The organism is Sphingomonas antarctica, assembly GCF_965137005.1.
Taxonomy (GTDB): Bacteria; Pseudomonadota; Alphaproteobacteria; order Sphingomonadales; family Sphingomonadaceae; genus Sphingomonas_O; species Sphingomonas_O antarctica.
The window spans coordinates 1-22,952 of sequence record NZ_CBCRXM010000004.1; the positions used below are offsets into that span (position 1 = coordinate 1).

General features: G+C 62.2%; 21 protein-coding genes and 1 pseudogene. 13 read left to right on the forward strand and 9 right to left on the reverse strand.

Translation table 11 applies throughout. From position 1 onward, the window contains the following. A pseudogene (locus ACM9ME_RS05365) lies at positions 1–333 on the forward strand (hypothetical protein); the annotation flags it as partial. Between the two features lie 15 nt (positions 334–348). Then, positions 349–924, forward strand: a complete 576-nt coding sequence (locus ACM9ME_RS05370; protein ID WP_415642417.1) for a hypothetical protein — start codon at positions 349–351, stop codon at positions 922–924. 143 nt (positions 925–1,067) lie between these two features. Here ACM9ME_RS05370 and ACM9ME_RS05375 read toward each other — a convergent pair whose 3' ends face one another. Then, on the reverse strand, positions 1,068–2,837 hold the full coding sequence (locus tag ACM9ME_RS05375) for an ABC transporter transmembrane domain-containing protein (RefSeq protein WP_415642418.1): 1,770 nt from the start codon (positions 2,835–2,837) through the stop codon (positions 1,068–1,070). A 78-nt stretch (positions 2,838–2,915) separates the two neighbouring features. Between ACM9ME_RS05375 and ACM9ME_RS05380 the strand changes: the two genes are divergently transcribed. Continuing rightward, positions 2,916–4,133 carry a polyhydroxyalkanoate depolymerase gene (locus ACM9ME_RS05380; RefSeq protein WP_415642690.1) on the forward strand — a complete coding sequence of 406 codons (1,218 nt, stop codon included), beginning with the start codon at positions 2,916–2,918 and terminating at the stop codon, positions 4,131–4,133. 33 nt (positions 4,134–4,166) lie between these two features. Here the strand turns inward: ACM9ME_RS05380 and ACM9ME_RS05385 are convergent, their stop codons facing one another. From ACM9ME_RS05385 to ACM9ME_RS05395, 3 genes are all read right to left on the reverse strand, one after another. Beyond that, complete coding sequence (locus ACM9ME_RS05385; protein WP_415642419.1) at positions 4,167–4,670, reverse strand: pyridoxamine 5'-phosphate oxidase family protein; 504 nt, start codon at positions 4,668–4,670, stop codon at positions 4,167–4,169. Positions 4,671–4,745: 75 nt separating this feature from the next. Next, positions 4,746–5,813 carry an LLM class flavin-dependent oxidoreductase gene (locus ACM9ME_RS05390; protein ID WP_415642420.1) on the reverse strand — a complete coding sequence of 356 codons (1,068 nt, stop codon included), beginning with the start codon at positions 5,811–5,813 and terminating at the stop codon, positions 4,746–4,748. Beyond that, positions 5,810–6,718 carry an aldo/keto reductase gene (locus tag ACM9ME_RS05395; protein WP_415642421.1) on the reverse strand — a complete coding sequence of 303 codons (909 nt, stop codon included), beginning with the start codon at positions 6,716–6,718 and terminating at the stop codon, positions 5,810–5,812. Before ACM9ME_RS05395 ends, ACM9ME_RS05390 begins: the two co-directional genes overlap by 4 nt. Before the next feature lie 26 nt (positions 6,719–6,744). Here ACM9ME_RS05395 and ACM9ME_RS05400 point away from each other — a divergent pair, with 26 nt between their 5' ends. Both ACM9ME_RS05400 and ACM9ME_RS05405 read left to right on the forward strand, forming a co-directional pair. Then, a complete protein-coding gene (locus tag ACM9ME_RS05400; RefSeq protein ID WP_415642422.1) occupies positions 6,745–7,833 on the forward strand; it encodes a Gfo/Idh/MocA family protein in 1,089 nt (362 codons plus the stop codon). A gap of 12 nt (positions 7,834–7,845) precedes the next feature. Next, on the forward strand, positions 7,846–10,311 hold the full coding sequence (locus tag ACM9ME_RS05405; protein ID WP_415642423.1) for a TonB-dependent receptor: 2,466 nt from the start codon (positions 7,846–7,848) through the stop codon (positions 10,309–10,311). A gap of 37 nt (positions 10,312–10,348) precedes the next feature. Here ACM9ME_RS05405 and ACM9ME_RS05410 read toward each other — a convergent pair whose 3' ends face one another. After that, positions 10,349–11,611, reverse strand: a complete 1,263-nt coding sequence (locus tag ACM9ME_RS05410; protein WP_415642424.1) for an MFS transporter — start codon at positions 11,609–11,611, stop codon at positions 10,349–10,351. 37 nt (positions 11,612–11,648) lie between these two features. Continuing rightward, positions 11,649–12,638, reverse strand: a complete 990-nt coding sequence (locus tag ACM9ME_RS05415; RefSeq protein WP_415642425.1) for a LacI family DNA-binding transcriptional regulator — start codon at positions 12,636–12,638, stop codon at positions 11,649–11,651. A 208-nt stretch (positions 12,639–12,846) separates the two neighbouring features. On the opposite strand from ACM9ME_RS05415, the gene ACM9ME_RS05420 reads away from it, so the two are divergent. The 8 genes from ACM9ME_RS05420 to ACM9ME_RS05455 all read left to right on the forward strand — a co-directional run bounded on the left by ACM9ME_RS05420 (position 12,847) and on the right by ACM9ME_RS05455 (position 18,752). Beyond that, the gene (locus ACM9ME_RS05420) at positions 12,847–14,091 is read left to right on the forward strand and encodes a tyrosine-type recombinase/integrase (RefSeq protein ID WP_415642426.1); all 1,245 of its coding nucleotides are present in this window, start codon (positions 12,847–12,849) and stop codon (positions 14,089–14,091) included. Further along, a complete protein-coding gene (locus ACM9ME_RS05425) occupies positions 14,088–14,765 on the forward strand; it encodes a hypothetical protein (RefSeq protein WP_415642427.1) in 678 nt (225 codons plus the stop codon). The genes ACM9ME_RS05420 and ACM9ME_RS05425 overlap by 4 nt, the downstream gene beginning before the upstream one ends. A 99-nt stretch (positions 14,766–14,864) precedes the next feature. Beyond that, positions 14,865–15,050 (forward strand): hypothetical protein, encoded by a 186-nt coding sequence (locus ACM9ME_RS05430; RefSeq protein ID WP_415642428.1) that lies wholly within the window; start codon positions 14,865–14,867, stop codon positions 15,048–15,050. A 206-nt stretch (positions 15,051–15,256) separates the two neighbouring features. Then, positions 15,257–15,583 carry a hypothetical protein gene (locus ACM9ME_RS05435; RefSeq protein WP_415642429.1) on the forward strand — a complete coding sequence of 109 codons (327 nt, stop codon included), beginning with the start codon at positions 15,257–15,259 and terminating at the stop codon, positions 15,581–15,583. Continuing rightward, entirely contained in the window at positions 15,580–16,494 is a 915-nt protein-coding gene (locus ACM9ME_RS05440) for a DUF7146 domain-containing protein (RefSeq protein WP_415642430.1), read from the forward strand. Before ACM9ME_RS05435 ends, ACM9ME_RS05440 begins: the two co-directional genes overlap by 4 nt. Before the next feature lie 41 nt (positions 16,495–16,535). Continuing rightward, entirely contained in the window at positions 16,536–17,717 is a 1,182-nt protein-coding gene (locus ACM9ME_RS05445; protein ID WP_415642691.1) for an AAA family ATPase, read from the forward strand. A 325-nt stretch (positions 17,718–18,042) separates the two neighbouring features. After that, positions 18,043–18,477 carry a DUF5681 domain-containing protein gene (locus ACM9ME_RS05450; RefSeq protein WP_415642431.1) on the forward strand — a complete coding sequence of 145 codons (435 nt, stop codon included), beginning with the start codon at positions 18,043–18,045 and terminating at the stop codon, positions 18,475–18,477. Further along, on the forward strand, positions 18,474–18,752 hold the full coding sequence (locus tag ACM9ME_RS05455) for a hypothetical protein (RefSeq protein WP_415642432.1): 279 nt from the start codon (positions 18,474–18,476) through the stop codon (positions 18,750–18,752). Before ACM9ME_RS05450 ends, ACM9ME_RS05455 begins: the two co-directional genes overlap by 4 nt. A gap of 413 nt (positions 18,753–19,165) precedes the next feature. Here ACM9ME_RS05455 and ACM9ME_RS05460 read toward each other — a convergent pair whose 3' ends face one another. From ACM9ME_RS05460 to ACM9ME_RS05470, 3 genes are all read right to left on the reverse strand, one after another. Next, on the reverse strand, positions 19,166–19,423 hold the full coding sequence (locus ACM9ME_RS05460) for a hypothetical protein (RefSeq protein WP_415642433.1): 258 nt from the start codon (positions 19,421–19,423) through the stop codon (positions 19,166–19,168). Between the two features lie 81 nt (positions 19,424–19,504). After that, positions 19,505–19,792, reverse strand: a complete 288-nt coding sequence (locus ACM9ME_RS05465) for a hypothetical protein (protein WP_415642434.1) — start codon at positions 19,790–19,792, stop codon at positions 19,505–19,507. Positions 19,793–19,856: 64 nt separating this feature from the next. Then, positions 19,857–22,814: a Tn3 family transposase gene (locus ACM9ME_RS05470; RefSeq protein ID WP_415642435.1), complete on the reverse strand. Its 2,958-nt coding sequence runs from the start codon at positions 22,812–22,814 to the stop codon at positions 19,857–19,859. Positions 22,815–22,952: the final 138 nt, after the last annotated feature.

Consider the following 22,952-nt stretch of genomic DNA (forward strand, 5'->3'; position numbering starts at 1 on the left):
CTCAGCCTCCCGCAGCACCCCGACAATCTGCTCTTCCGTAAACCGTATCCGCTTCATCAATCCGTCCTTCCATCAGGCCGGACTCTAATCGCATCTGGAGGAAAATCAGGGGGTCAGGTCAGCCACGCAACGGTTAGCATGTCGAAGGACTCAGGTTTTTCCATCGGGATGCTGATTGGTGGCGGTGGCGGCGGAGTCGGAGCGGGTGGCGGTTTGGGCTTCGGTAGCTCCAAGAGTAAAAATACTGAGTCCAGCCGCACGATGACCTTGATCATTAAATTTGGCGCGAACAAGGTCGTGTCGGACTTCAAGAGCCGTAGTAGCTCTTTCTAATTAACGGGGGGCATTATGATTAAACTTTTCGCAGTGAGCGCACTTGCGCTGTCCATTACCGCGCCTGCAATTGCAAAGAAGCCGCCCGAGATCAGCGGGTTGGAACTTCAGCAAATTCAAGCAAAGGACTTTGAAGCAACCAAACGTGTCGTGTTTTCGTCCGTTATGAGCGTGTTTCAAGATTCGGGATATCGGATCGGATCGGCCGACTTTGACACAGGGCTGATCACGGCGAGTGCGAGCACAAAGACCAAGATGACGTGGCTCCCATTCGTTGGGTTTGGCACGTCGAAAAAAACGCCAGTGGTTTCTGCATATATCGAAGATCGGTCGCCGACGCTGACCAAAGTGCGGCTGACATTCGTCATGGGCAAATTCAAGAATCAGGCTGCTGGCTGGGGCGCTATGCAAGACGAAGAGCCGATCAACGATCCAAAGGTCTACCAAGACGCATTTGAAAAAATCAATCAGGCTATTTTCATTCGCGTCGGTGTTGATGGCCCCGCGCAAGCACCAGCCCCAGCAATTGCGCCAAGCCCAACGCCGGCAACGTCGTCTACACCGACCGTGGCTAACCCGACAGCGCATTAAACCAACGGGCCTATGCGACGGACTTCCAACAATGCGGCACTTGCTGGCGAGGTCCGTAGCGTCCTACCTTTGGAAGGACGCAGGCGCCACGGCCATAATCGGCAGAAATGCTTGAAGTGTCGGGCTAAGCTTGGCCGCAGTCTTCAGGCCGTCATCTCGAACTGCAAACTCGCCAGCCGCGCGTAAAGTCCCTTTTCGCGGATCAGGGCGTCGTGCGTGCCCTGTTCGACGATCCGGCCGTGGTCCATTACGATGATGCGGTCGGCGGCGCGGACGGTGGCGAGGCGGTGGGCGATGACGAGCGTGGTGCGGTCGGCCATGAGGCGTTCGAGCGCGTCCTGCACCAACCGCTCGCTTTCGGCGTCGAGCGCGGATGTAGCTTCGTCGAGCAACAGGATCGGCGCATCGCTGAGGATCGCGCGGGCGATGGCGAGGCGCTGACGCTGGCCGCCGGACAGGCGCGCACCGCTTTCGCCCATGAACGTGTCGAGCCCGTCGGGCAGGCGGCGGAGGAATTCGGCGGCATTGGCGGCTTCGGCGGCCTGCCACAGATCCGCGTCGCTCGCGTCCCAGCGGCCATAGCGCAAATTGTCACGCGCGCTGGACGCGAAGATCACCGTCTCCTGCGGCACCATCGACAGGCGCGCGCGAACGGCGTGCGGGTCGGCGGCGGGGAGGGCGACACCATCCACGCTGACACTGCCCGATTGCGGATCGTAAAAGCGCTGCAGCAATTGGAACAAGGTCGATTTACCGGCGCCTGAAGGCCCGACCACCGCCAGCGTTTCGCCCGGTGCGACCTCCAGCGAAAAATCCTCGAGCGCGGCGACTTCCAGACGCGTCGGATAGCGGAACGTGACGTGATCGAAGGCGAGGCGACCCTGTGGCGGCTCGGGAAGTTTGGTCGGGTGCGCCGGCGCGGCGATGCCCGGCTGTTCCTCCAGCAATTCGCCGAGGCGCGCGGCGGCGCCGGCCCCGCGCAGCACATCGCCATAAACCTCGGTCAGCGCGCCGAATGCGCCCGCGGTGATGCCGCCATACAGCACGAACGCGGCGATGGTGCCGCCAGACATCCGCCCGGCGGCGACGTCGGCCGCCCCTTCCCAGATGACCAGGGTGATCGATCCGAAGACCAGCATGATGACGATCGCGGTCATCACCGCGCGCAGGCCGATGCGCCGTTTGGCGGTGGCGAACACCCGGTCGGCGGCATCGCGGAAGCGTTGGGTCTCGCGGCCCTCCTGCCGGAACGCCTGAACGATCTTCATCGCGCCGAGCACTTCGTCGACCATCGCGCCGACATCGGCGATGCGGTCCTGGCTGGAGCGCGACACGCTGCGCACGCGGCGGCCGAGCACGGTAATCGGCACGACGATCAGCGGCAGGCCGAGCAACATCATTCCGGCGAGTTTGGGTGCCAACGAGACGAGCAGAACAACACCGCCCACGCCCATCAATATATTGCGAAGCGCGACCGACACTGTCGTCCCGACAAGCTGTTCGATGATCGTCGTGTCGGCGGTCAGGCGGCTGGCTATTTCGGAGGGGCGGTTTTCCTCGAAATAGCTGGGGCTGAGCCGCAACAAATTCGCTTGCACCGCCATGCGCAGGTCGGCGACGACGCGCTCGCCCAGCCACGACACGAAGTAGAAGCGCGCGGCAGTGGCGAGGGAGAGGATCACGACGATCCCCAACAGGCCTTCGAACCATGGTGCGATGTTGGAGCCGACGCGCATCAGGCCATTGTCGATGATCAGTTTGAAGCCGTACGGCACCGCCAGCGACGACACGCCGGCGACGATCAACGCCCCCAAAGCGGCGGCGAGGCGCCCCGGATAATGTTTGGCAAACCGCCACACGATGTCGAGATTGGCGAGTTTGCGGGAAGGCGTTGCTATGGTGTCGTCGGCCATTGGCGCGCGGCTAAGGCCCCGTGGCGCGGCTGTCCATTGTGCATTGCAACATGCAACGGGATGCGCCATGCCGCTGGCGTGCTATATGACATTTACGAGTTTCAGCGCGGCTGGTTGGCCGGGATGGGCGCCGCCGCCGAATGGAGCGCCGAAATGCTCCAGTCACCCAATCATCCGTTTGCCAAGTTCGGGGGCCCTGCGCTCGGGTCGGCGCTGGAAGTGTTCGCACATGCGGCGGAAACGCGCGGCAAGCCCGATTTCGGGCTGAACTCGACAATCATCGACGGCAATGTGGTTGCGGTCACCGAGGAGATCGTGGTCCGCAAGCCGTTCGGCCAGCTGAAGCGTTTCGTGCGCGACGGCATCACCGGGCAACCGCGCCTGCTGATCGTCGCGCCGATGTCCGGCCATTATGCCACATTGTTGCGCGGCACGGTCGAGCGGATGTTGCCGGGGCATGACGTTTACATCACCGACTGGCGCGACGCGCGTCAGGTCCCGTTGAGCGACGGCACGTTCGACCTCGACGACTATGTCGATTATCTGATCGAGTTCCTCGAGGCGGTTGGTCCCGGTGCGCATATGCTGGCGGTCTGCCAGCCGTCGGTGCCCGCTTATGCCGCGGTCGCGCTCATGAACGGGCAAAACCATCCCGCAACGCCGCGCACGCTGACCATGATGGGTGGGCCGGTCGATACGCGCGAGGCGCCGACGGCGGTGAATACCGTCGCGACGCAGCGGCCCTTTGCCTGGTTCGAGCAGAATGTGATCCAGACCGTGCCGATGAGCTACCCGGGGGCCGGGCGAAAGGTTTATCCGGGCTTCCTGCAACTCGCGGGATTCATGTCGATGAACCTTGGCAGCCACATGACGTCGCATTGGGAACTGTTCCGTCACCTCGTCGCGGGCGATGACAGCAGTGCCGATGCGACCAAGGCATTTTACGACGAATATCGCTCGGTGTGCGACATGACCGCCGAATTCTATCTCCAGACGATCGATGTGGTGTTCCAGCAGCACGCACTGCCCAAGGGCGACTATATCCACCATGGCAATCGCGTCGATCCGGGTTCGATCACCAAGACGGCATTGCTGGCGATCGAAGGCGAACGCGACGATATTTCGGGGATCGGACAAACCAAGGCGGCGCTGACCATCGCCACCGGGTTACCCGACGCGGAAAAGAAGTATTTCCTTGCTCCGGGTGCCGGCCATTACGGCATCTTCAACGGCAGCAAATGGCGTGACACCATCGCGCCGATTGTCGAAGGCTGGATCGCTTCGCATAACGTTTGAGGCGCAGGGCTGAACCCCGCGCCTCATGTGTTGCTACAGCGTGACTTCGGCCACCTTGTCCTTGTAATCCTTCTTCGGGTCGATCCCGAGAAGCATCTTGATGCCGGCCACCGCCGAATTGGCGTCGATCCAGATCTCGGCGTTTTCGGGCTCGAGCCGGATCAGCGCAATCTTTGGATCGTCCTTGCCTTCATACCATGCGGCAACGAACGGGTTCCATAAGCGCTCGATTGTTGCACGATCGCGGGTGCCCGACAGCGAACCGTGCAGGGTGGCCCAGACATCGTGCCCCTTGGACACGAAATGGGCCATCGCGCGCTGACCACCGCCGATGACGCCTTCGCCCAGTTGGGCGAACAATTTGTTGTCGGTCGAAGTGAAAAACCAGATCGGGCCGCCGTCGGTGTCGTCATTGTCCAATTGCGCGGTCATCGGGCGAGCGTGTCCGTCCTCGCCTTCGGCCAGGCCCAAGAACATGGTCATGTCCTTGCGCAGCGCCTTCCAGAATTTTGCAGTGATCTCGGCTTCGTTGCCCATAATGACCTCCATTTGAGTTGGAGGGAAAACGGACCGTGGCGCGGGCGGTTCCGAACAAGCCAAGGTTCACCCTGGTCAGACCAATCGGGCATGCTCGATGTTGGGCAAGACATGGCGTGCAAACAGATCGGCTTCGGCGGCATGGGGATAGCCGGACAGGATGAATGCTTCGATGCCCATGTCCTGATACATATTGAGCTTGGCGAGCACCTGATCCGGGTCGCCGACGATCGCGGCACCACATCCCGAGCGCGCCCGGCCGACGCCGGTCCACAGATTGTCCTCGGCATAGCCATCGTCTGCTGCAGTGTCCCGCAGCGCCGCCTGCGCCGCCACGCCCGTCGATGTGGAATCGAGCGATTTCGCGCGGATCGCCGCGCCCTGGGCGGCATCGAGCTTGGACAACAGCCGGTCGGCGTACGTGCGCGCCTCGGCCTCGGTATCGCGCACGACGACATGCGCGCGATAGCCATAACGGAGTTTGCGACCGTGCCTGGCAGCGCGCGCATCCATGTCGGCGATGATCGCCGCGACATTTTCCTTCTTGTCGGGCCACATCAGGAACACGTCGCAGCCTTTGGCTGCGGCTTCGCGCGCATCTTCCGACAGGCCACCGAAATAGAGCAGAGGCGCCTTGCCGCTGACCGTCCCGACGCGCGCGGGATCGACTTTCAACTTCCAGAACTCGCCCTGATGATCGAGAGGCTGGCCATTCAGCAGCGTCTTGAGAATGTGCATCGCCTCGACCGTGCGGGCATAACGCGGCGCGCTGGCGAGTTGTTCACCGGGCATATCGGAGGAGATGATGTTGACGGTCAGGCGTCCGCCGAGCAGCCGGTCGATCGTCGCGATCTGCCGCGCCAGTTGCGGCGGCCAGGTTTCACCGATGCGCACGGCCATGAGCAGAGCCATTCGTCGCAACATCGGCGCGATGGCGGCGGCAAAGGCCGTCGTGTCGATGCCGAGCTGGTAACCCGAAGGCAGCAGGATGTTGTCGAACCCGCCGGTTTCGGCGGTCAGGACGATGTCGCGGCAATGTTCCCAGCTCGATTTGAGCGCGGGATCGGGAACACCGAGGAATTCATAGTCGTCGTCGCACAGCGCGGAAAACCAGCTGATCTCGCACGATCGGTCAACGGTCATGGCAATTTCTCTCCGCGCGCCGCGACCAGCACGTCATACCATGACTGGCGCGTCCATCGAATCTTGAACGCATCAGCCGCTTCGGCAATCCGTTCAACGCGCTGCGACCCGACGATCGGAATCACCCGCGCCGGATGTGCCATGAGCCAGCTATAGGTCGCCGCCGCGCGACTGACCGCAAACTGTTCGGCAATCACATCGAGTGCCTTGGCAACCGCCGCACCGCGATCGTCTTTCGGATCACCCAAGCGTCCACCGCCCAGTGGCGACCAGGCGAGCACCGCAATGTCCCGCTCCATCGCCAGATCGAACAGGCCGTCGGTCATCGGTCCCAACTGCAACGGCGAGAATTCGGGCTGATAGCTGGCGAGCGGGGCGGCGAGGAAGCTCTCCAACGCCCGCGCCTGTGGCAGCGTGAAGTTCGACACGCCGACCGCGCGAACCTTGCCGCTGGCGATCATGTCGTCCAGCGTGCGGGCGAGATCGTGCGGATGCGTCAGAATGTCCGGGCGGTGGACCTGATACAGATCGACCTGTTCGACGCCGAGCCGACGCAACGACGCGTCGAGGGCGGCCATCAGATACGCCCCACTCTGATCATAGGGCACCGGCGGGGCGATGCCGCCCTTGGTCGCGAGCACCATGCGCGCGCGCAATTCCGGTGTCTGCGCCAGCACCTGGCCCAACAGGCTTTCCGCATCGCCAAAGCCGGACGATCCGTTGAAGCCATAAATGTCCGCCGTGTCGAACAGCGTGATCCCGGCGTCGAATGCCGCTTCGATCAGCCGGCGCCCTTCGTCGACCGATGCGTTGCCGAATCGCCACATTCCCCAGGCGATTGGGCTGACCATGATTCCACTCTTGCCGAGCGGGCGCGGATCGGGTGTAAGCTGGATTTCAGACATCGTTGTCATAACTAAGGGCAATACGCTTGGGAGAGCAAGTCCGATACGGGCTGGTCGGCACCGGAATGATGGGTGTCGAGCATTTGAACAACCTGGCGATCACGCCGGGCGCCGTCGTCACGGCCATCGCCGACCCGGTTCAAACGTCGCTCGGCTGGGCGCAAACCGCGTTGGGCGAGCGTGGCGCGACCGTGACCCAATTCGGTGATGCACAAGGGTTGGCGGCGAGCGGGCTGGTCGATGCGGTGATCGTCGCGTCGCCGAACTATACGCACCGCGCGGTCCTCGACCCTTTGTTCGACGCGGGCCTGAATATCCTGTGTGAAAAGCCGCTGGCGACGACGATCGATGATGCGCGCTGGATCGTGCAGCGCGCCGGCGAGACGCCGGGGATTTTCTGGACCGCCATGGAATATCGCTACATGCCGCCGGTGACCGAGTTCGTCGCGCAGGTCCATGCCGAGCGGATCGGTACATTGCGCATGCTGTCGATCCGCGAACACCGCTTCCCGTTCCTGAACAAGGTCGGCGACTGGAATCGGTTTGGCGAGAATACCGGCGGGACGATGGTCGAGAAGTGCTGTCATTTCTTCGACCTAATGCGCCTGATCACGCGGTCGGAGGCGGTGCGCGTCTATTGTTCGGGCGCGATGGACGTGAACCACCGCGACGAACGCTATGACGGGCGCACGCCCGACATTCTCGACAACAGCTATACGACGGTCGATTTCGCCGACGGCACGCGCGCGATGCTCGATCTGTCGATGTTCGCCGAGGGTGCCGAGAATCAGGAAGAGATTACGGCGGTCGGCGATACCGCGCGCCTCGACGTCACCATCCCGGGCGGCGATCTGACGCTCAGCCGCCGCACCGGCTTCATGCAGCCCAAGTCGATCGAGCGCACGCATGTGGCGGTCGATCCGCAAGCGCTGGCCGCCGGGCATCACCATGGTGCGACCTTTTACCAACACAAGAAATTCGCTGCGGCGGTTCGCGGACAAGGCCCGGTAGAGGTCACTGCGAAGGACGGCATGATGGCCGTCGCAATCGGTGCCGCAGCCGAACTCAGCGCGCGGGAAAAGCGCGTGGTGACGATGGACGAATTCGGCCTTTAGGGGAGAGAGACAATGATCAAGACACACATGCTTGCAGGAGTCGCCGCGATCGCGATCGTCGCGTCGCCGGGCTTTGCCCAGACGCCGCAGACGGGGGCCGCAACGGCGCCCGAAGCCGCGACCACCACGCCGGACGATACCGGTCCCGGGGACATTATCGTCACCGCGCAAAAGCGTTCGGAACGGTTGCAAGATGTGCCGGTCGCCGTGTCGGTTGTCAGCGGCGCCGCACTGGAAGCACAGGGCAAGCTCAACCTCGAGGGCGCAGTTTCCCTGGTGCCGTCGTTCAACTTCCTCAAATCGGGGACCACGCTCAACCAGTCGCTGTTCCTGCGCGGCGTCGGCACCGCGACGTTCTCGATTGCGGGTGAGCCGTCGATTTCGACGGTCGTCGACGGCGTGGTCTATTCGCGTTCGGGCGAAGCGTTCGGCGATCTGCTCGACATCGACCGGATCGAAGTGTTGCGCGGTCCGCAGGGGACGCTGTTCGGCAAGAATGCCAGCGCAGGCGTGATCAATATCATTTCGAAGCAGCCCGGTTCGGAACTCGGCGGCTATGTCGAAGGCGGTTATTTTGGCGGCAATGGCGCGGAGTGGCGTCTGCGCGGTGGCGTCGACGTGCCGATCGGCGACAATGTGAAAACGCGCATCGGCGGTTTCTACAGCGATTATGACGGCAACATCCGCAACCAGGCGTTTGGCGGTCGCCGGGTCAACGGGTACAAGCATTACGGATTCCGCGCCCAGGCGAATATCGATTTCTCGCCGAACGTGACCCTCGCGCTGATCGGCGATTATCACCACAATAACGACGATTGCTGTGCCGAGGTGATTGGCTCACCGCCAATCGTGGGGGCGACGGGTGCGACGACGACCAACCCTTCTACCGCTGCGTTGCCCACGCCGTTCTATGATCAATCGCGGACCATCAACCAGAATTTGATCACCGCGACGAAGGAAACCGGCTATGGTTTCTCCGCACAGCTCAATGCCGATCTCGGCATGGCGACGGTCACCTCGATCACAGCGTATCGCAATTACAAGAACACCGAGATCCGCGACGGCGATTTCCTCGACCGGGCCTATATCGGCTTCAACCAGCTGCACGATTTCGGACCGCAGACCGGGCATACTTTCAGCCAGGAATTCCGCCTGACGTCACCGGGTCATCAGCTGATCGATTACGTTGCCGGTATCTATTATTCGCGGGCGATCTCGCGGCGTATCTTTACCCGCAACGACGTAGTCTGCGCCTCGGCGGTCGTGCCGGCGCCGACCGCGTTGACGCCGTGCACCAGTGCCAGCGCCGCGCCATCGACGACGCCATCGGGCACCGCCGATTACGGCTCGACATTCAAGAATTTGGCATTCTTCGGACAGGCGACGCTCAATCTCGGCGACCGCTTTCGTATCATCGGTGGGCTGCGCTACACCGACGATCAACTGAATATATTTCACATCCGGACGACAACCGGACTGGCTACTGCCGTTTCCGGCGGACTGACTGTGCCGACGGCCGCGCCGGGCATCCAGCCGAATTTCGATCAGGGCGTATTCGATCGCTACACCGCCCTGCTTGCGGCTGGTACGCCGACCGCAATCGCGTTGGCCCAGGCGCCGCTAGGCTCCAACGGCGTGCCGTTCCGGACCAAGACGACCAACGACAATCTGTCGGGCAAGGCCGGGGTGCAATTCGACGTCAATCACGATGTCATGGCTTATGCGACGTATGCGCGCGGGTATAAGGGCCCCGCGTATAACGTGTTCTTCAACCTGACCGCGACGGGCACCAACCGGATTTCGCCGGAAACCGCCGACGCCTATGAAATCGGTTTGAAGAACAGCCTGATGAACGGCCGGTTGGTCATCAATCTGGCCGCATATTACGCCAAATATCATAACTTCCAGGCGAATAATCCCGATCTCGTCGCGGGCGTGGTCGTGACGCGCTTCACCAACGCCGGCACCATTTCGACGCGTGGTGGCGAGCTCGATCTGTTGTGGCGGCCGGTCCGCGACCTGAATATCTCGGGTGGCGTCGCCTATACCGATGCCAAGGTCGACCAGTTCAATCCGGCGCCGGGCGCGGCGCCAACCGCCACCGTCCAGCCGGGAACGCCGCTGGCTTATGCGCCCAAATGGAAGGGTTCGCTGGCCGCGGATTATCGCATCCGCACTGGCTCGATCGAACCTTTCTTCGGCGCGCAGGCGAGCTATCAATCCAAACAGCTGTCGGCCTTCTCGCCAGATCCGATCCTGCGGCAACTGGCGACGATCAAAGCCTATGGTCTGGTCAATTTGTCAGCGGGTATCGCCGACGCCGACGATCATTATCGCCTGACCTTCCAGGTTCGTAACGTGTTCGACACCAGCTTTGCGGCGGCGATCATCAATGGCGGGCCGGGCGGTGCGTATCGTTATCAGATCCCGCGCGATGCCGATCGCTATTACGGCGTGACCGGGCGGATCAACTTCTGAGGTCGTACGGGGAAGCGTGAGAACGCTTCCCCGTCAATCAATGCGCCATCGCGATCGCGCCCGATCCGTCGTCATCGACCGTGCGGATGACAGGGATGAGCAACTGGATGAAGCCCAGCGCGATCAGATACGACACCGAACAAATCGCCAGCAACGGGCCATAGCCCCAGCCATGGCTCAACGATATCGCCGCCAGCTGGATCAGCACGATCGACCACAGATTGCCGCAAAAAGCCGCGATACCGATCGTCGATCCGACAGCGCGGGCAGGGACGACATCGGTCGCCACACCGAACAAATTGGTCGAAAAGCCCTGGTGCGCGAACAGGCCGAGCCCGAGCAGCAGCGCCGCCGCCCAGGCGTTCGTGGTCCACATCACCAGCGTCACGGGCAGGATGAGCAAGGCATAGATCAGCAGCGTGGTCTTGCGCGCACGATTCACGGTCCACCCCCGCGCCATCATCCGCGTCGGCAGCCATCCGCCGCTGAGCGCACCCATCGCCGCCATGGTGTACGCGAGCGCGACCGGCAGCCCGACAGTGCCCTGCGGCAGGCCGAACATCCGGTGAAACAGATCGGGCAGCCAGGCGAGCATGAAGAACCACACCTGGTCGGACAACAGCTTGCCGATGGCGATCGCGGCGGTCTCGCGCCGGCGGAGCAGATCGAGCCAGCGGATCGGCGCGGGTTTGACGCCGTCTTCCGCAACCGCCGGCACTTTGATCATGAACCATATGGCAACCCACACCAGGCCGAGACCGCCGGCGAGCAGGAATGCCGCTTCCCAGCCGAAGGCCACGGCCACCGCCGGGATGATCAGCGGGGTGATGATCGCGCCGACATTGGGCGCGGTGTTGCCGATGCCCAGCGCGATCGAGCGCTCCTTCTGCGTGAAATACGTCGCCGCCGATTTGACCGCCGCAGGGGTGCCGACCGACTCCGCCGCGCCCAGCACGACGCGCGCCCCGATGAACCCGCCGACCGTCGCGGCAAAGGCATGCGCGATCCCCGCCAGGCTCCATATGCCGACGCCCAGCGCGAAGCCCAAGCGCAGCCCGACGCGGTCGATGAACCAGCCGGTGCCGAGAAACGCCACCGCCGCCGCGACCTGGAACGCCGACAACATGTTGGCGTAATCGCCGTCGGACCATTTGAACTGCAGCTCCAGCGTCGGCTTGAGCAGCGCCAAAATCTGGCGGTCCACATAATTCAGCATCACCGCGGCAAAGACCATCGCCACGATGGTCCAGCGCGCGCCGCTTTGCGATCCGTTCATGACCCCTCCCAAGGCTTTGTCCATCGCTGTCACATTGCCGGGCGATTGGCCAGAGGCGCGGCTACCGGTGCATCGTCGATGCCCGCTCGATAATTTCGAACGGCAGTGTCCGGTGCGGCTGATCGGGGTCGGTGGTCAGCAACAAATCGGCCGCGTGCCAGCCGATGTCGCGCAAGGGCTGGCGCACCGTCGTCAAGGGGGGCCACACGCTCGACGCCAGGCTGCTATCGTCGAAGCCGCACACCGACAGGTCGCGGGGCAGGGTCATCCCGCGCCGGTGCGCTTCCGCCAGCACCCCCGCCGCCATCGCGTCGCTCGCGGCAAAAATCGCGGTCGCCTCGGCATCGATCAGCAATGCGCCACCCGCCGAACCCGCCGCCACGCCAAAATCGCCTTGCGCGATCAGGGCGGGATCGATCGGAAAGCCCGCCGCCTTCAGCGCCGCCTCGTACCCCGTGCGACGCTCTCCACTCACCTTGAACGCATCTGGTCCGCCGATGAACCCGATGCGACGATGGCCCCTGGCGATCAAATGTTCGGTCATCGCGCGGGCGGCGGCAACATTGTCGATGGCGACCGCAGGCGTGAGGTGGTGATCGCTGCCCGGCTGGACCCGCACGACCGGAATACTGCTCCCGACCAGCAGGTCGAGGACATCGCGGCGATCGGTAACCGGCGGTGTCAGGATCAGGCCATCGACGCGGGTCGCGTGGATCAGCGCGCCGATCTCCGCAGTCAGGCCGTCGGTATCGCGATCATAGGGTTGCGCCAGCACGCGTACGCCGTCCTGCGCGGCGCGATCGCGGATGCCCATCTGCAGTTCAAACACGTAATACGGGTTGGGATTATCGCAGATGAAACCGATTTGATAACTGCGTCCGCCGCCAAGCAGGCGTGCCGCGGCACTGGGATGAAAGTTGAGCTGCGCGACCGCCGCACGCACCCGCTGACGCGTGTCTTCGCGGACATAGCGTTCGTCGTTGAGGACACGCGAAACGGTCTTGATCGAAACCTTGGCGACAAGCGCCACGTCGTGAATGGTTGCCCGCACCCACGCCTGCTGCCCGACACCGGGAGCGAACGCCAGAGGCTATGGGAAAAATGGTGCCAGAAGAGGACTCGAACCCATTGTTCATGGATGTTCATGACTGGCCACCGACGAGACAGCGTTCCCTATAGATTCACGTCGAGCATTCCACGGTTGTTCATTGACGTTCACCCAAAGCCAGTTCTAAGTGTGGGAACGGATAGGGGAGCAGATGACCATGCTGACCGCCTTGGGCGCGAAGAGTGCCAAGCCGGGCCGACACGCCGACGGCAAGGGTCTCTACCTCCTGGTCAAACCGAAGAGCGGCAAACCGGATCAAGCAGGATCGAAATCTTGGCTGCTGCGAGTTCAGGTTGACGGCAAGCGGCGTGACATCGGGTTGGGTAGTTACAGCGAGGCCCCCAAAAAGGCCCCCAATGATGTGTCGCTGGAAATCGCCATCCCCCTGCTACATCGGAAAGTGCTTACGCTCGGCGAAGCGCGAGATAAGGCTGCGATGTTGCGGCTGGCTGCAAAGGCTGGCCTCAATCCCGTTACCGAGCGAGACAAAGAGCGTAATTCGGTGCCGACATTTCGCGACGCAGCGAAGGCAACACATGCCATCTTGAAACTCGGCCTCACGGATAAGGGGGGCGACGTCTTCCTGAAGTCTCTCGAGAACCACGTGTTCAAGGCGTTGGGTGATTTGCGGGTGGACAAGATCACTGCGGCGGACATCACGGCAGCGTTGATCCCGATCTGGATGAGCAAGCCCGACATGGCACGCAAAGTCCGTCAGCGCATAAGCAAGGTTCTCAATTTCGCGCACAACAAAGGATGGCGCCCCACTGAAGCGCCCAGCAAGTCAGTCGGCGCGGGACTGTCGCGGCAGCCTAAGGGCGGAAACTACCGTGCGATGCCCTACGCCAACGTTCCGGCGCTGGTGCAACAGCTCCGATCTGAACCGCCGACGCAAGGACGTCGCTTGCTGTTGTTGCAAATATTGACGGCTGCACGACCTGGCGAAGTTCGACGCGGGCGATGGAATCAGGTCGATCTCGTCAAGCGCGAATGGGATCGGCCAGCGGACCTGATGAAGGAGCGGGTGCCACACATGGTGACGCTAAACACAGCCGCGATCGAATTATTGGAAGAAATATCGCTCGAACGTAGCGCGAAGCCGGACGCCTTGTTTTGTCCCAATGGCAAAGGCGAGCCGCTATCGGACATGACGGCAAGCAAAGCCCTTAGAAGCGCTGGTGCGAACTATGATGCACATGGGTTCCGAAGTTCATTTCGCGACTGGGCTGCTGAGCAAATGCCGCACATTCCGGACCCCGTTGCGGAGGCAGCGTTAGCGCACTCGGTATCCGACGCGACCGTTGCGGCATACAAGCGCACGTCGTTCATTGAGATGCGCCGGACCTTGCTTGAAGCGTGGGGCGAGTTCGTAGCCGGCGCGGTGGGCCCGGCATGAGTGATTGGGACCCTGATGCTTGGCTTGCCGAATTGAAGGGTAAGCTGGAACGTGCGGGAACTGATTATCTCGCTCGGCCAGCCGCCAACGACGATCTCGAGGAGATAGATACATGGCCTCCGCTAAGGTCGAACCGCGCAACGTTCGCAGCCTTGGCGATAGGCCAAGTTATGATAGCGCTTGGCAGGCTGCCCGGAATGACTAACAATGTTGGGCTCACGCCCCTACACGACGTGATCGCCGCCATTTTCGACCTTCAACAAGGCGGACAACCCGAACTTCTAAAACCCGTCCGCGGAGTGGGAAAGGGTAGGGAGCACACTGGGCGGCGCTTCGTTCGTCAGCATGCGCTACTCGGCGTTACCCTGCTTACCACCCTGCAGATGGGGCAGGAGGATGCCTGTAAGCTGGTTGCAACAATACTCGGCGATGCCGGGCATTCTGGGCGAAAGCAGGCGGGCGGCGCGCGGGCTATAAGCTACGGCACAGTTAGTGGCTGGTGGAATGCCACGCGCCAATCCGGCTGGGCCAAGGCCGACCTAAAAATGGCGGCGTTCCTTGATCGGCAGATGGCTATGTTCCGTGCTGGGTCGGATTGGCCGCTCACTATCGACCAGGCGTCTAAGATATTGAAGGCTGCTGCAGCCGAGCCAGTTTTGATGGCAAAGGTGTAAATTTCGAAATCTGATTATCCCTCGTCCCAACCAAAACGATCGCGTTCAATTGTGTCGTTGCCCGTCGGTGCACACCGGCATCTTTTAGGAGGCAACATCATGGACGAGCCGTTTTTCTCGATCCCTCAAACTCAGGCTCAGCTCGGCGGCATCAGCCGTGCCCACACTTACAATCTGATCAATCGAGGTGACCTGGAACTCGTGAAGCTGGGGCGGAAAAGCCTGATCACCGGTCGCTCGATCACCGGCCTGAAAACCAAGCTACTCGAACAGATCGCAGCGTGATCAAGCATGCTCAACACAGCAGCGGTATGCGTCGCCCCTAAGACGCGAAAGGGCCGGACCACCACAGTCCAGCCCTCCACGATTTTGCTCAACAGCAGCGCCGCCAATGATAACACTCAGGCGCTCCGGCTTCAACGGCTGCTTCTCATTGGTGTCACCGGCGCGTCCACGAAAACACTCGCTGACGCGATCTGGGGAGCGGTGGCATGAGTGGCCGCATCATTGAACTCGAGCCGAACGACGACGGCACCTGGCGCGTCGAAGCTCATCCGCCCCTGAACCTCGATCCGGCTTTTGCCGCCTATGGCACGCTAGCTGAGGCTCGACTCAACGCCCGCCGTCTTGGTGCGGCGGTGGGAGCAAAAGTCGTAGAATGGGAGCTGGACCCGTTCGATGCTGAGGTGATCGACCTCATGCCGTTGATCGAGAAACGGCGACGCAGTGTCGATCGTCGTGCGTCCGAGGCAGTCCTGACGTTGCGCCAGAGGTTGTCCGAAATCATGGACGGCGTGACGCCGAAAGGTGCGGCATGAGCGGCCTCGATCTCGCTGGCATCAAGCAGAGTGGGCCGACGCTGGTCCAGATTGCTGGCGCGGCCGTGAAGCTGAAACGCGTCGGTAAGGAGTGGCTGGGCTGCTGCCCGTTCCATGCTGATCGCAGTCCGAGCTTCACTATTTTCTCTGGCGGCGCTCGCTTCAAGTGCTTTGGATGCAGTGTCCAAGGGGATGTGCTCGACTTCCTGCAGCTGCAAGCCGGGGTCGGGCTGCGCGATGCTGCCGCGATGTTGTCGGGCGGAAATCTGCCCGTCACGACCTATCAGCCTGCGATAGCGGACACTGAGCCCAAGGAAGATCGCGGGGATGAGGCGCGTGACATTTGGCGCAACGCCTCGCCCATCAGCGGAACGCCAGCCGAGACCTACCTCAGGCGACGCGGCTTGTGGCTCAACCTGCCCGACAGCCTCCGATTTGCACGCCTGCGATATGGCAAGCGCGGCCCAATGCACCCCTGCCTCATCGCATTGGTCGCCAGCGTGGATAACAAGGCGATCGGGATCCAGCGGACCTACCTGACGGACGGCGGTGGTAAGGCCGCAGTGCCCAAGCCCAAGCTCTCGCTTGGCTCGGTCAGAGGTGGCGCAATCAGGCTGGCCCCCGGCGCCGTGAAGCTCATGGTGTGTGAAGGGCTCGAGGATGGCCTGACGCTGCAACAGGAACTGGGTTGCGCTGTGTGGGTCGCGGCTGGTGCGTCGATGCTGCCCTCGATGCGCATACCTGAAGGCGTTGCATCGGTGGTGATCGGCGCTGACGGTGACGAGCCCGGGGAGCGGTCGGCGCAGGATGCCGCTCGGGCATTCGCACGCCCTGGGCGTCAGGTTCGGATCATTCGCCCGCTGGATGGTCACAAGGATTTCAACGACGAACTGCGCGGGGTGGCACGGTGACCCTGGCTGGCATCAGGGAACGCGTCGAGGGCGCTGAAATCGTGCGGCTCGCTGATCGTATCGACATTGGCGACGGGCCGAGGATCGTCGCGACGCCTTGGCCATGGCGGGATGCGCGCTCGATACCCCAACGAGAGTGGCTCTATGGCCGGACACTGTTGCGTGGATCTCTGTCGTTGATCGTCGCGCCAGGTGCTGCGGGTAAAACTGCCTTCACTGTCGGCCAGTCACTGTCACTCGCATCAGGGCGCAATCTGCTTGGCCAAGCCGTCTGGGGCGGGCCGAAGCGCGTGTGGCTCTGGAATCTTGAGGACAGCGCTGATGAGATCGACCGGCTGATCGCGGCCGGCGTGCTCCATTGGGGACTGCAGCCCGAACATCTCGAAGGGCGCCTGTTTCGCGACAATGCCATGTCGGGTGCGGAACTCGTCGTCGCGGAAGAGGGTGCCGATGGCTTCAAGCTCAAGTTGGACGTGATCGCTGACCTGACGCAGGAATTGCGAGCGCGGAAGATCGACGTGCTTACGGTCGATCCGTTCGTCAGCGCGCATCGAGCCAGCGAGAACGACAACCGCATGATCGACGCGATTGCCAAGGCGTTCGCACACATCGCGGTCGATGCAAACTGTGCCGTTCAGCTCGTCCACCATTCGATCAAAATTCGTGGTGGTGAAGTCAACGCGGACGCGGCGCGCGGTGCTTCGGCGTTAGTGAACGCTGCACGGTCAGCACAAGTCCTCAATCGCATGACCGACGAGGAAGCAGCGCGGTTTGCCATCGAGGAAGAGCGCAGGCGTCGATATTTCCGGGTCTACGACGACAAGCCGAACCGTGCGCCACCTGCCGATCAATCCGACTGGTTCGAGCTAGTCAGCGTGTCCCTGGGCAACGGCGAAAACGGGGGTGATGGCGACAGCCTGCCAGTCGTGGTGCCGTGGTCGCCGCCTGACATTTGGGATGACATGACGCCGGATCATCTACGTCGCGTCCAAGCAGCAATCGCCGATGGCGAATGGCGAAAGAGCGATCAGGCTTCCGACTGGGTCGGGATCCCCATTGCGGAAGTGCTGGGCCTCGATGTTGAGCGCAAGGCGGACAAGTCGAAGGTGCGCAAGTATCTCGCCGAATGGATCAAGGGTGGGGCACTCAAAGAGGATCGCCGCAAGGACAAGCATGGAGATTTGCGACCCTTCATCGTGGTCGGCGAGGCTGTGCTGGCATGATCCCGCACCACGAAACAGGTGCGGTGCGGAACGGTGCGGAGTGCGGGCCTACGAGCTTCCGCACCACCACCCCCTTTATGGGGGTGGGGGGGTGCGGTGCGGAGGCAAAGGGAAGGAATATCGGGTGCGGGAAATGAGCAATTCTGTGCGAGCCAAAACGACTGTTACCAAGAGTGAAGTTGGTGTGACCGACGATAAGTCGATCACGAGCACCGGCGCTGGCCTGTGCCGATAGTGCCAATTGCGCCGTTAGGTCGGCCCTTACCAACTCTTCAACGTCGGCTCGCATGTGGGCGCGCGCCATGCAGCAACAGGATCAGCAACAATGACTAACGTCCGTAACGACACCGATAATACGGTGACTGACACCCGCTTCAAGCATGGTAATCCCGGCAAGCCGAAGGGCGCTCGATCGCGTGTCAGTCGGGCCATCGAGGCGCTGCTGGAAGGCCAGCACGAACAGCTAACCCAAGTCGCAATTACGAAGGCTTTGGCCGGCGATATGGTTGCGCTGCGTCTATGCCTCGAACGCCTTGCCCCAGCGCGCAAGGACGCGCCGATCACAATAGATCTGCCTGCGGTGGAATGCGCAGCTGATGCGGTGGCGGCATCGAGCACTGTTCTCGCGGCGCTTTCCGCTGGGGAGATCACACCAGGGGAAGCCGCTGGAGTGATGGCCCTCCTCACCGCTCACAAGGGCATCGTCGAGACTGGTGATCTCGAACGTCGGATCGCTGCGCTGGAAGGAACTGCATCATGAGCAAGCTATCGCCGAGGATCGAACGGCTGGAAACGCGAAGACTGACGGTCGATGCGCGTGTCGCGCAGATCGAAGAGCACGCTGCCGAAGTGACCAGCCGACTGACATCAATCGCTGCCAATATGGACCAAGAGTTAGCGCAGATCGACGAAGCCGACTGGGCGCGTTTTGCGCCGGCACAGAAGGTGGCTTGGGCGGTTCGGTTCGCGAATTGGCCCTTGGATTATGCGATCGCCAAGATGGTGCAGAACGGACAAGACCATGCCGTCGCTTAATCATCGGCTTCGCTCGATCGAGGCAGGGCGGCCCACAGTGCTCTCTCCTGCTGTTCGCGAATGGCTTGGAGAGCCGCTCTCCTATGCTGAAGCCGAACAAGCTCAACGGGAGCGAACAGAACTGCAGCAACGACCGATGGCAAACCCGCGAGATTTCCGGAGCGAGCTCCGTGAATGGCTTTTCGGCAGGAGTGAGACCGCATGAATTTGGATCGTCGAGTAAAGGCCTTGGAAGCGAACGATACCGCTAACGCCGAACGAACGTGCGTTGTGCTCAGACGCGTCGGAGAAGACCCTGAAACCGCGTGCCGTCGATACGAAGCTGAGCATGGCCCGATCATGCCGGGTGACCGTGTCATGACGGTGAATTTCGTTGCGCCGCGAGATCCAGTTTCGTGACGGTGGAGACTCTGTCATCTGTCGAGCCCTATTACGATGAGGCTGCATTGCGCATCGCTCTCAACGTGATCGTTGATCGGTTCCTGATGCGACTGCGGACCCAGCTTGTTAATGATCGTAATGTTGCTCTCGATCATCTCGATGAGCGATTGGTCGTCGTCCCGGTGCCCGCCGAGCATCATGAGGTGATGGACGGCCTTTGCAGCCAAGTTGAATCCGTCTTCCAGGCTCAATGGCAAGGCGGAGCAGAGCACTGAGGGCAGCGCGACCATTGTGAGATAAACAACGCTTAGCCGAACAGATAAAGAACGACGGTGCCCAGGGCCTAACGCGCCGATGTCTGCAAGTGGTGGTTAGCTGCCCGTCCGCTTTCGAACCTTTGCGACTACGGATCGCATTAACCGTCCGACGGCGTAACCGGCCAATGCACCAAGACTCGGCCAAAGTGGTACAAACACAAAATCGAGCGCGCTAGTCGATCTGACATTTTCGGGATGAAGCCGCTGTTCGGCAATCACTACCACGATCATCGCGATAGGGATGATCCACAAGCCCGCACATCCGATCCGAAAATTGGCGATCAGCAGCGCCGCAAGGAACCCGATGATCGCTCCCACGAGAGCTAAGGCTTCTATGGTCATAAGCCAGCTTAGCGGCTTGCTCTACGTCCGCTAGTGGGCGAAAGCAGTCATGGAAGGTCGGGCCCTATGCCGCACGGCGCCGGCCGGCGAAATTCAGCGATCGCCGCCCTGCCGGTAGCGCCGCAGCCCTGTCCCACAGGAAGTCGCCCGAGAACGCGATGTGCTCCCACCCGACTGGCGAGGTGTGGGTCAGCAGGTAATCGGGCGCGTCGTCGCCGTTGGCCCGAAGGTGGGCAACAGCATCGGCCATGTACGTCGAATTCCAGTAGACGATGGCGGCGATTACCAGGTTGAGCCCGGACGCCCGGAACTGCTGCGCCTCATGGCTGCGGTCGGCAATGCGGCCCTGCCGAAATGTGCAGATGGCCTGTGCCAACGCATGTCGCTGCTCGCCCTTGTTGAGGCCAGCATGGCAGCGGCGGCGTAGCTCCGGCATCTCGAGCCAGTCTAGCATGAACAGCGTGCGCTCGACACGGCCAATTTCCTGAAGCGCCAGGTCGAGCTGGTTCTGACGCTCATACGCAGCCAGCTTTTTCAGCATCGTCGACGGCGCAACGACGCCGGTTTTCAGCGACGCGACAAGGCGGAGCACATCGCCCCAGTGCTCGGTGATGACGTCGGCCCGGATGCGCTTGCCCATCAGCGGCGCCAGTCCCTGATAATCCGAGGCCGGGCCGATCGAGGCAAGCCTGCGGTCGGGGAAATCGCGCAGCCGCGGGCAGAAGCGGAAGCCGAGGAGCGAGCAAAGCGCAAACACATGGTCGGTGGCGCCGCCGGTGTCGGTATAGTGCTCGGCAATCGCGAGCGACGAACTATGGTTAAGTAACCCGTCCAGCACATAGGGCGCCTCATGCGTCGCTGCCGAGATGACGGTGACATGGTAGGGACCATGCTGGTCCGAGACATGGGTGTAGAAAGAGAAGCCGGGATCGACGCCGTATTTTGCGTTGACCTCGCCGGCGCCGCTGCCCCGCTTGCCCGAGCGAAAGAACTGGCCGTCCGAAGATGATGTGGTGCCGTCGCCCCAGACCGACGCGATCGGCAGCCCGTGATGAGCGTCGATGATCTTCGCCAGTGCCGCCCGATAGGTCTCTTCGCGAATGAAGGCATCTGCCGTCCACACCAGCTGGTCGCGGGTCACACCTTGACTGGCATCGGCCATGCGCGAGAGCCCGAGATTGGTGGCGTCGGCGAGGATGGCAGCGAACAGCGCGTTTTCGTTGCTGCAGGGCTCGCCGGTCCGCAGGTTGGTGAATGCTGCGGCAAAACCGGTCTCGCGCGCCACTTCGTGCAGCACCTCGGTGATCCGCGCTGCCGGCAGCAGACCATCAAGCCGACCCGCGATCAGATCTGCTTCTTGCGGCGTGGCAGCCCGAACCGGCGCGATGTGCAGTTTGCCATCGCGTAGTTCGACGCCATCAAGCTTGCCGCGCGACAGGCGGTGCCAGAACCGCCGCAGCCGCCAGTCGAGCTTGCGGCCTCGGGTCTCGAGCCATTCGGCAGCGGTGGCAGGCAGATTCAGCTCGGCCACCACCGGCGCTGCCGCCTCGGCGCTGACGAGATAGCTATCGAAGCGGCGGTAATTGCCCGATCGCTCTACCCAGACATCGCCGGACCGGAGCTTGTTTCGAAGGTGCGCAAATATGCCCGTCTCATAGAGGCGCCGATCAATTTTTCCTTCAGCGCTGACCAGGGCCCACCAGTCCTTGCGGAACGGCATTGGCGCATCCGCCGGGACCTGCCGACGGCCGGAACGGTTCATGTCGCGCAGCAACTGCAACGCCTTGAGGGTCGGATCCCCAGGGCGGGCCGCCTTGAAATCGAGCACTTCGAGGAGGAGCGGTGCAAACTTCCTGAGCGTCGTCCACCGATCGGCAGCACGGATGAGCGGATCCTGGCCGGCAAGTTCAGCGATCGCTGTCACTTCCGCCCGCGCACGCATCAGCTTCGCCCAGCCTACTCGGCTGTCGAGCACCTCCATGGGATCGGCATCGTTGTCAGCGGCATCACTAAGCGCATCGAGGGTGCCGCGAAAAAGCTTCATGAGCCGACCCACATCCTTGCCGGTGGCGGCGTAGTTGCGATCCTGTGCCTTGCGCGCCCTGGTGAAGGCACCGCCGATCAGCCGGTCGGCCATCTCGAGCGCCGCATCGATCAGTCTTGCCTCCAGATCGAGCAGGAGCGCGACGAGGATAGCGTGCCGCCGATGCGACGAGTAGCGGTCGAGCAAATAGGCAGACGATGCCCGACCCTCCCGAACGAGCTGTCGAAGCCGATCGGGATGAATGTTCGATCCGGCTCCAGGATCGATGGCAAAGCTGCGCACGAAAATCAGCTTTTCGATCAGGTTGCGGACGTGATCGGCCTTGGGCGCTGTGGGAATAGCCTTTGCCCAAGCCAGCGGCGTGACCCCGCGCGCCGGATCAGCAACCAGCAACGCGTCGAGCCGACCCCGCTGCTCGGCGGTCAGCCCGGCAATCAGCGTGTGGGCAATGCGCTTCCTGGCGCGCGCACGCCCAGCCAGGCCGGTGCGCTCGATGACCGCCGGCGCCGGCAGTAAGATGCGTTCGCCGCGCAGGGTATCGATGATGCCAGTGGCGATCGCGAAACCGCTGTCGGTTGACCAGGCCGCCTTGGGGCCCGCCTCGATCATCAGCGACAGGTCGCCAACGGTCGGCGCTCGTAAGCCAAGAGCAGCAGTAATTTCGCGAGCATGGTCGGTCAGGGTCTGGGATCGGCGAGCATAGGTAACAAAGGCGCTTGCCGGCTCACCGATCTGCTCCGCTACATAGCTGACAAAGCCTGGCGGCAGGTCACCGGCCAGCGCCAATCCGAAACCGGGATGGCGCACGAGTGCAAGCTGCACGGCAAAGCCGAGCCGGTTGCCCGAACGGCGGCGCGCTTCGATCAGGTCAAGGTCGGCCGGGCCGAAGGTGTAGTGACGGGCGAGCGCATCCCGGTCGCTCGGAACGCCGAAAAGGATACGGCGATCGTCGGTATTCAGCAGGTCGCGTCGGGCCATTGGTTGCTCCGGAGCATGGGGATAGACAGAACTCTGCGCCGAACAGCGCAAAGCTCACGACATGCTGTCACGCAAACTCGATGCAGACTACCTTTGCGTTTCTTTGACAAAGTGACCGGTTACGTGACACTTTTGGGT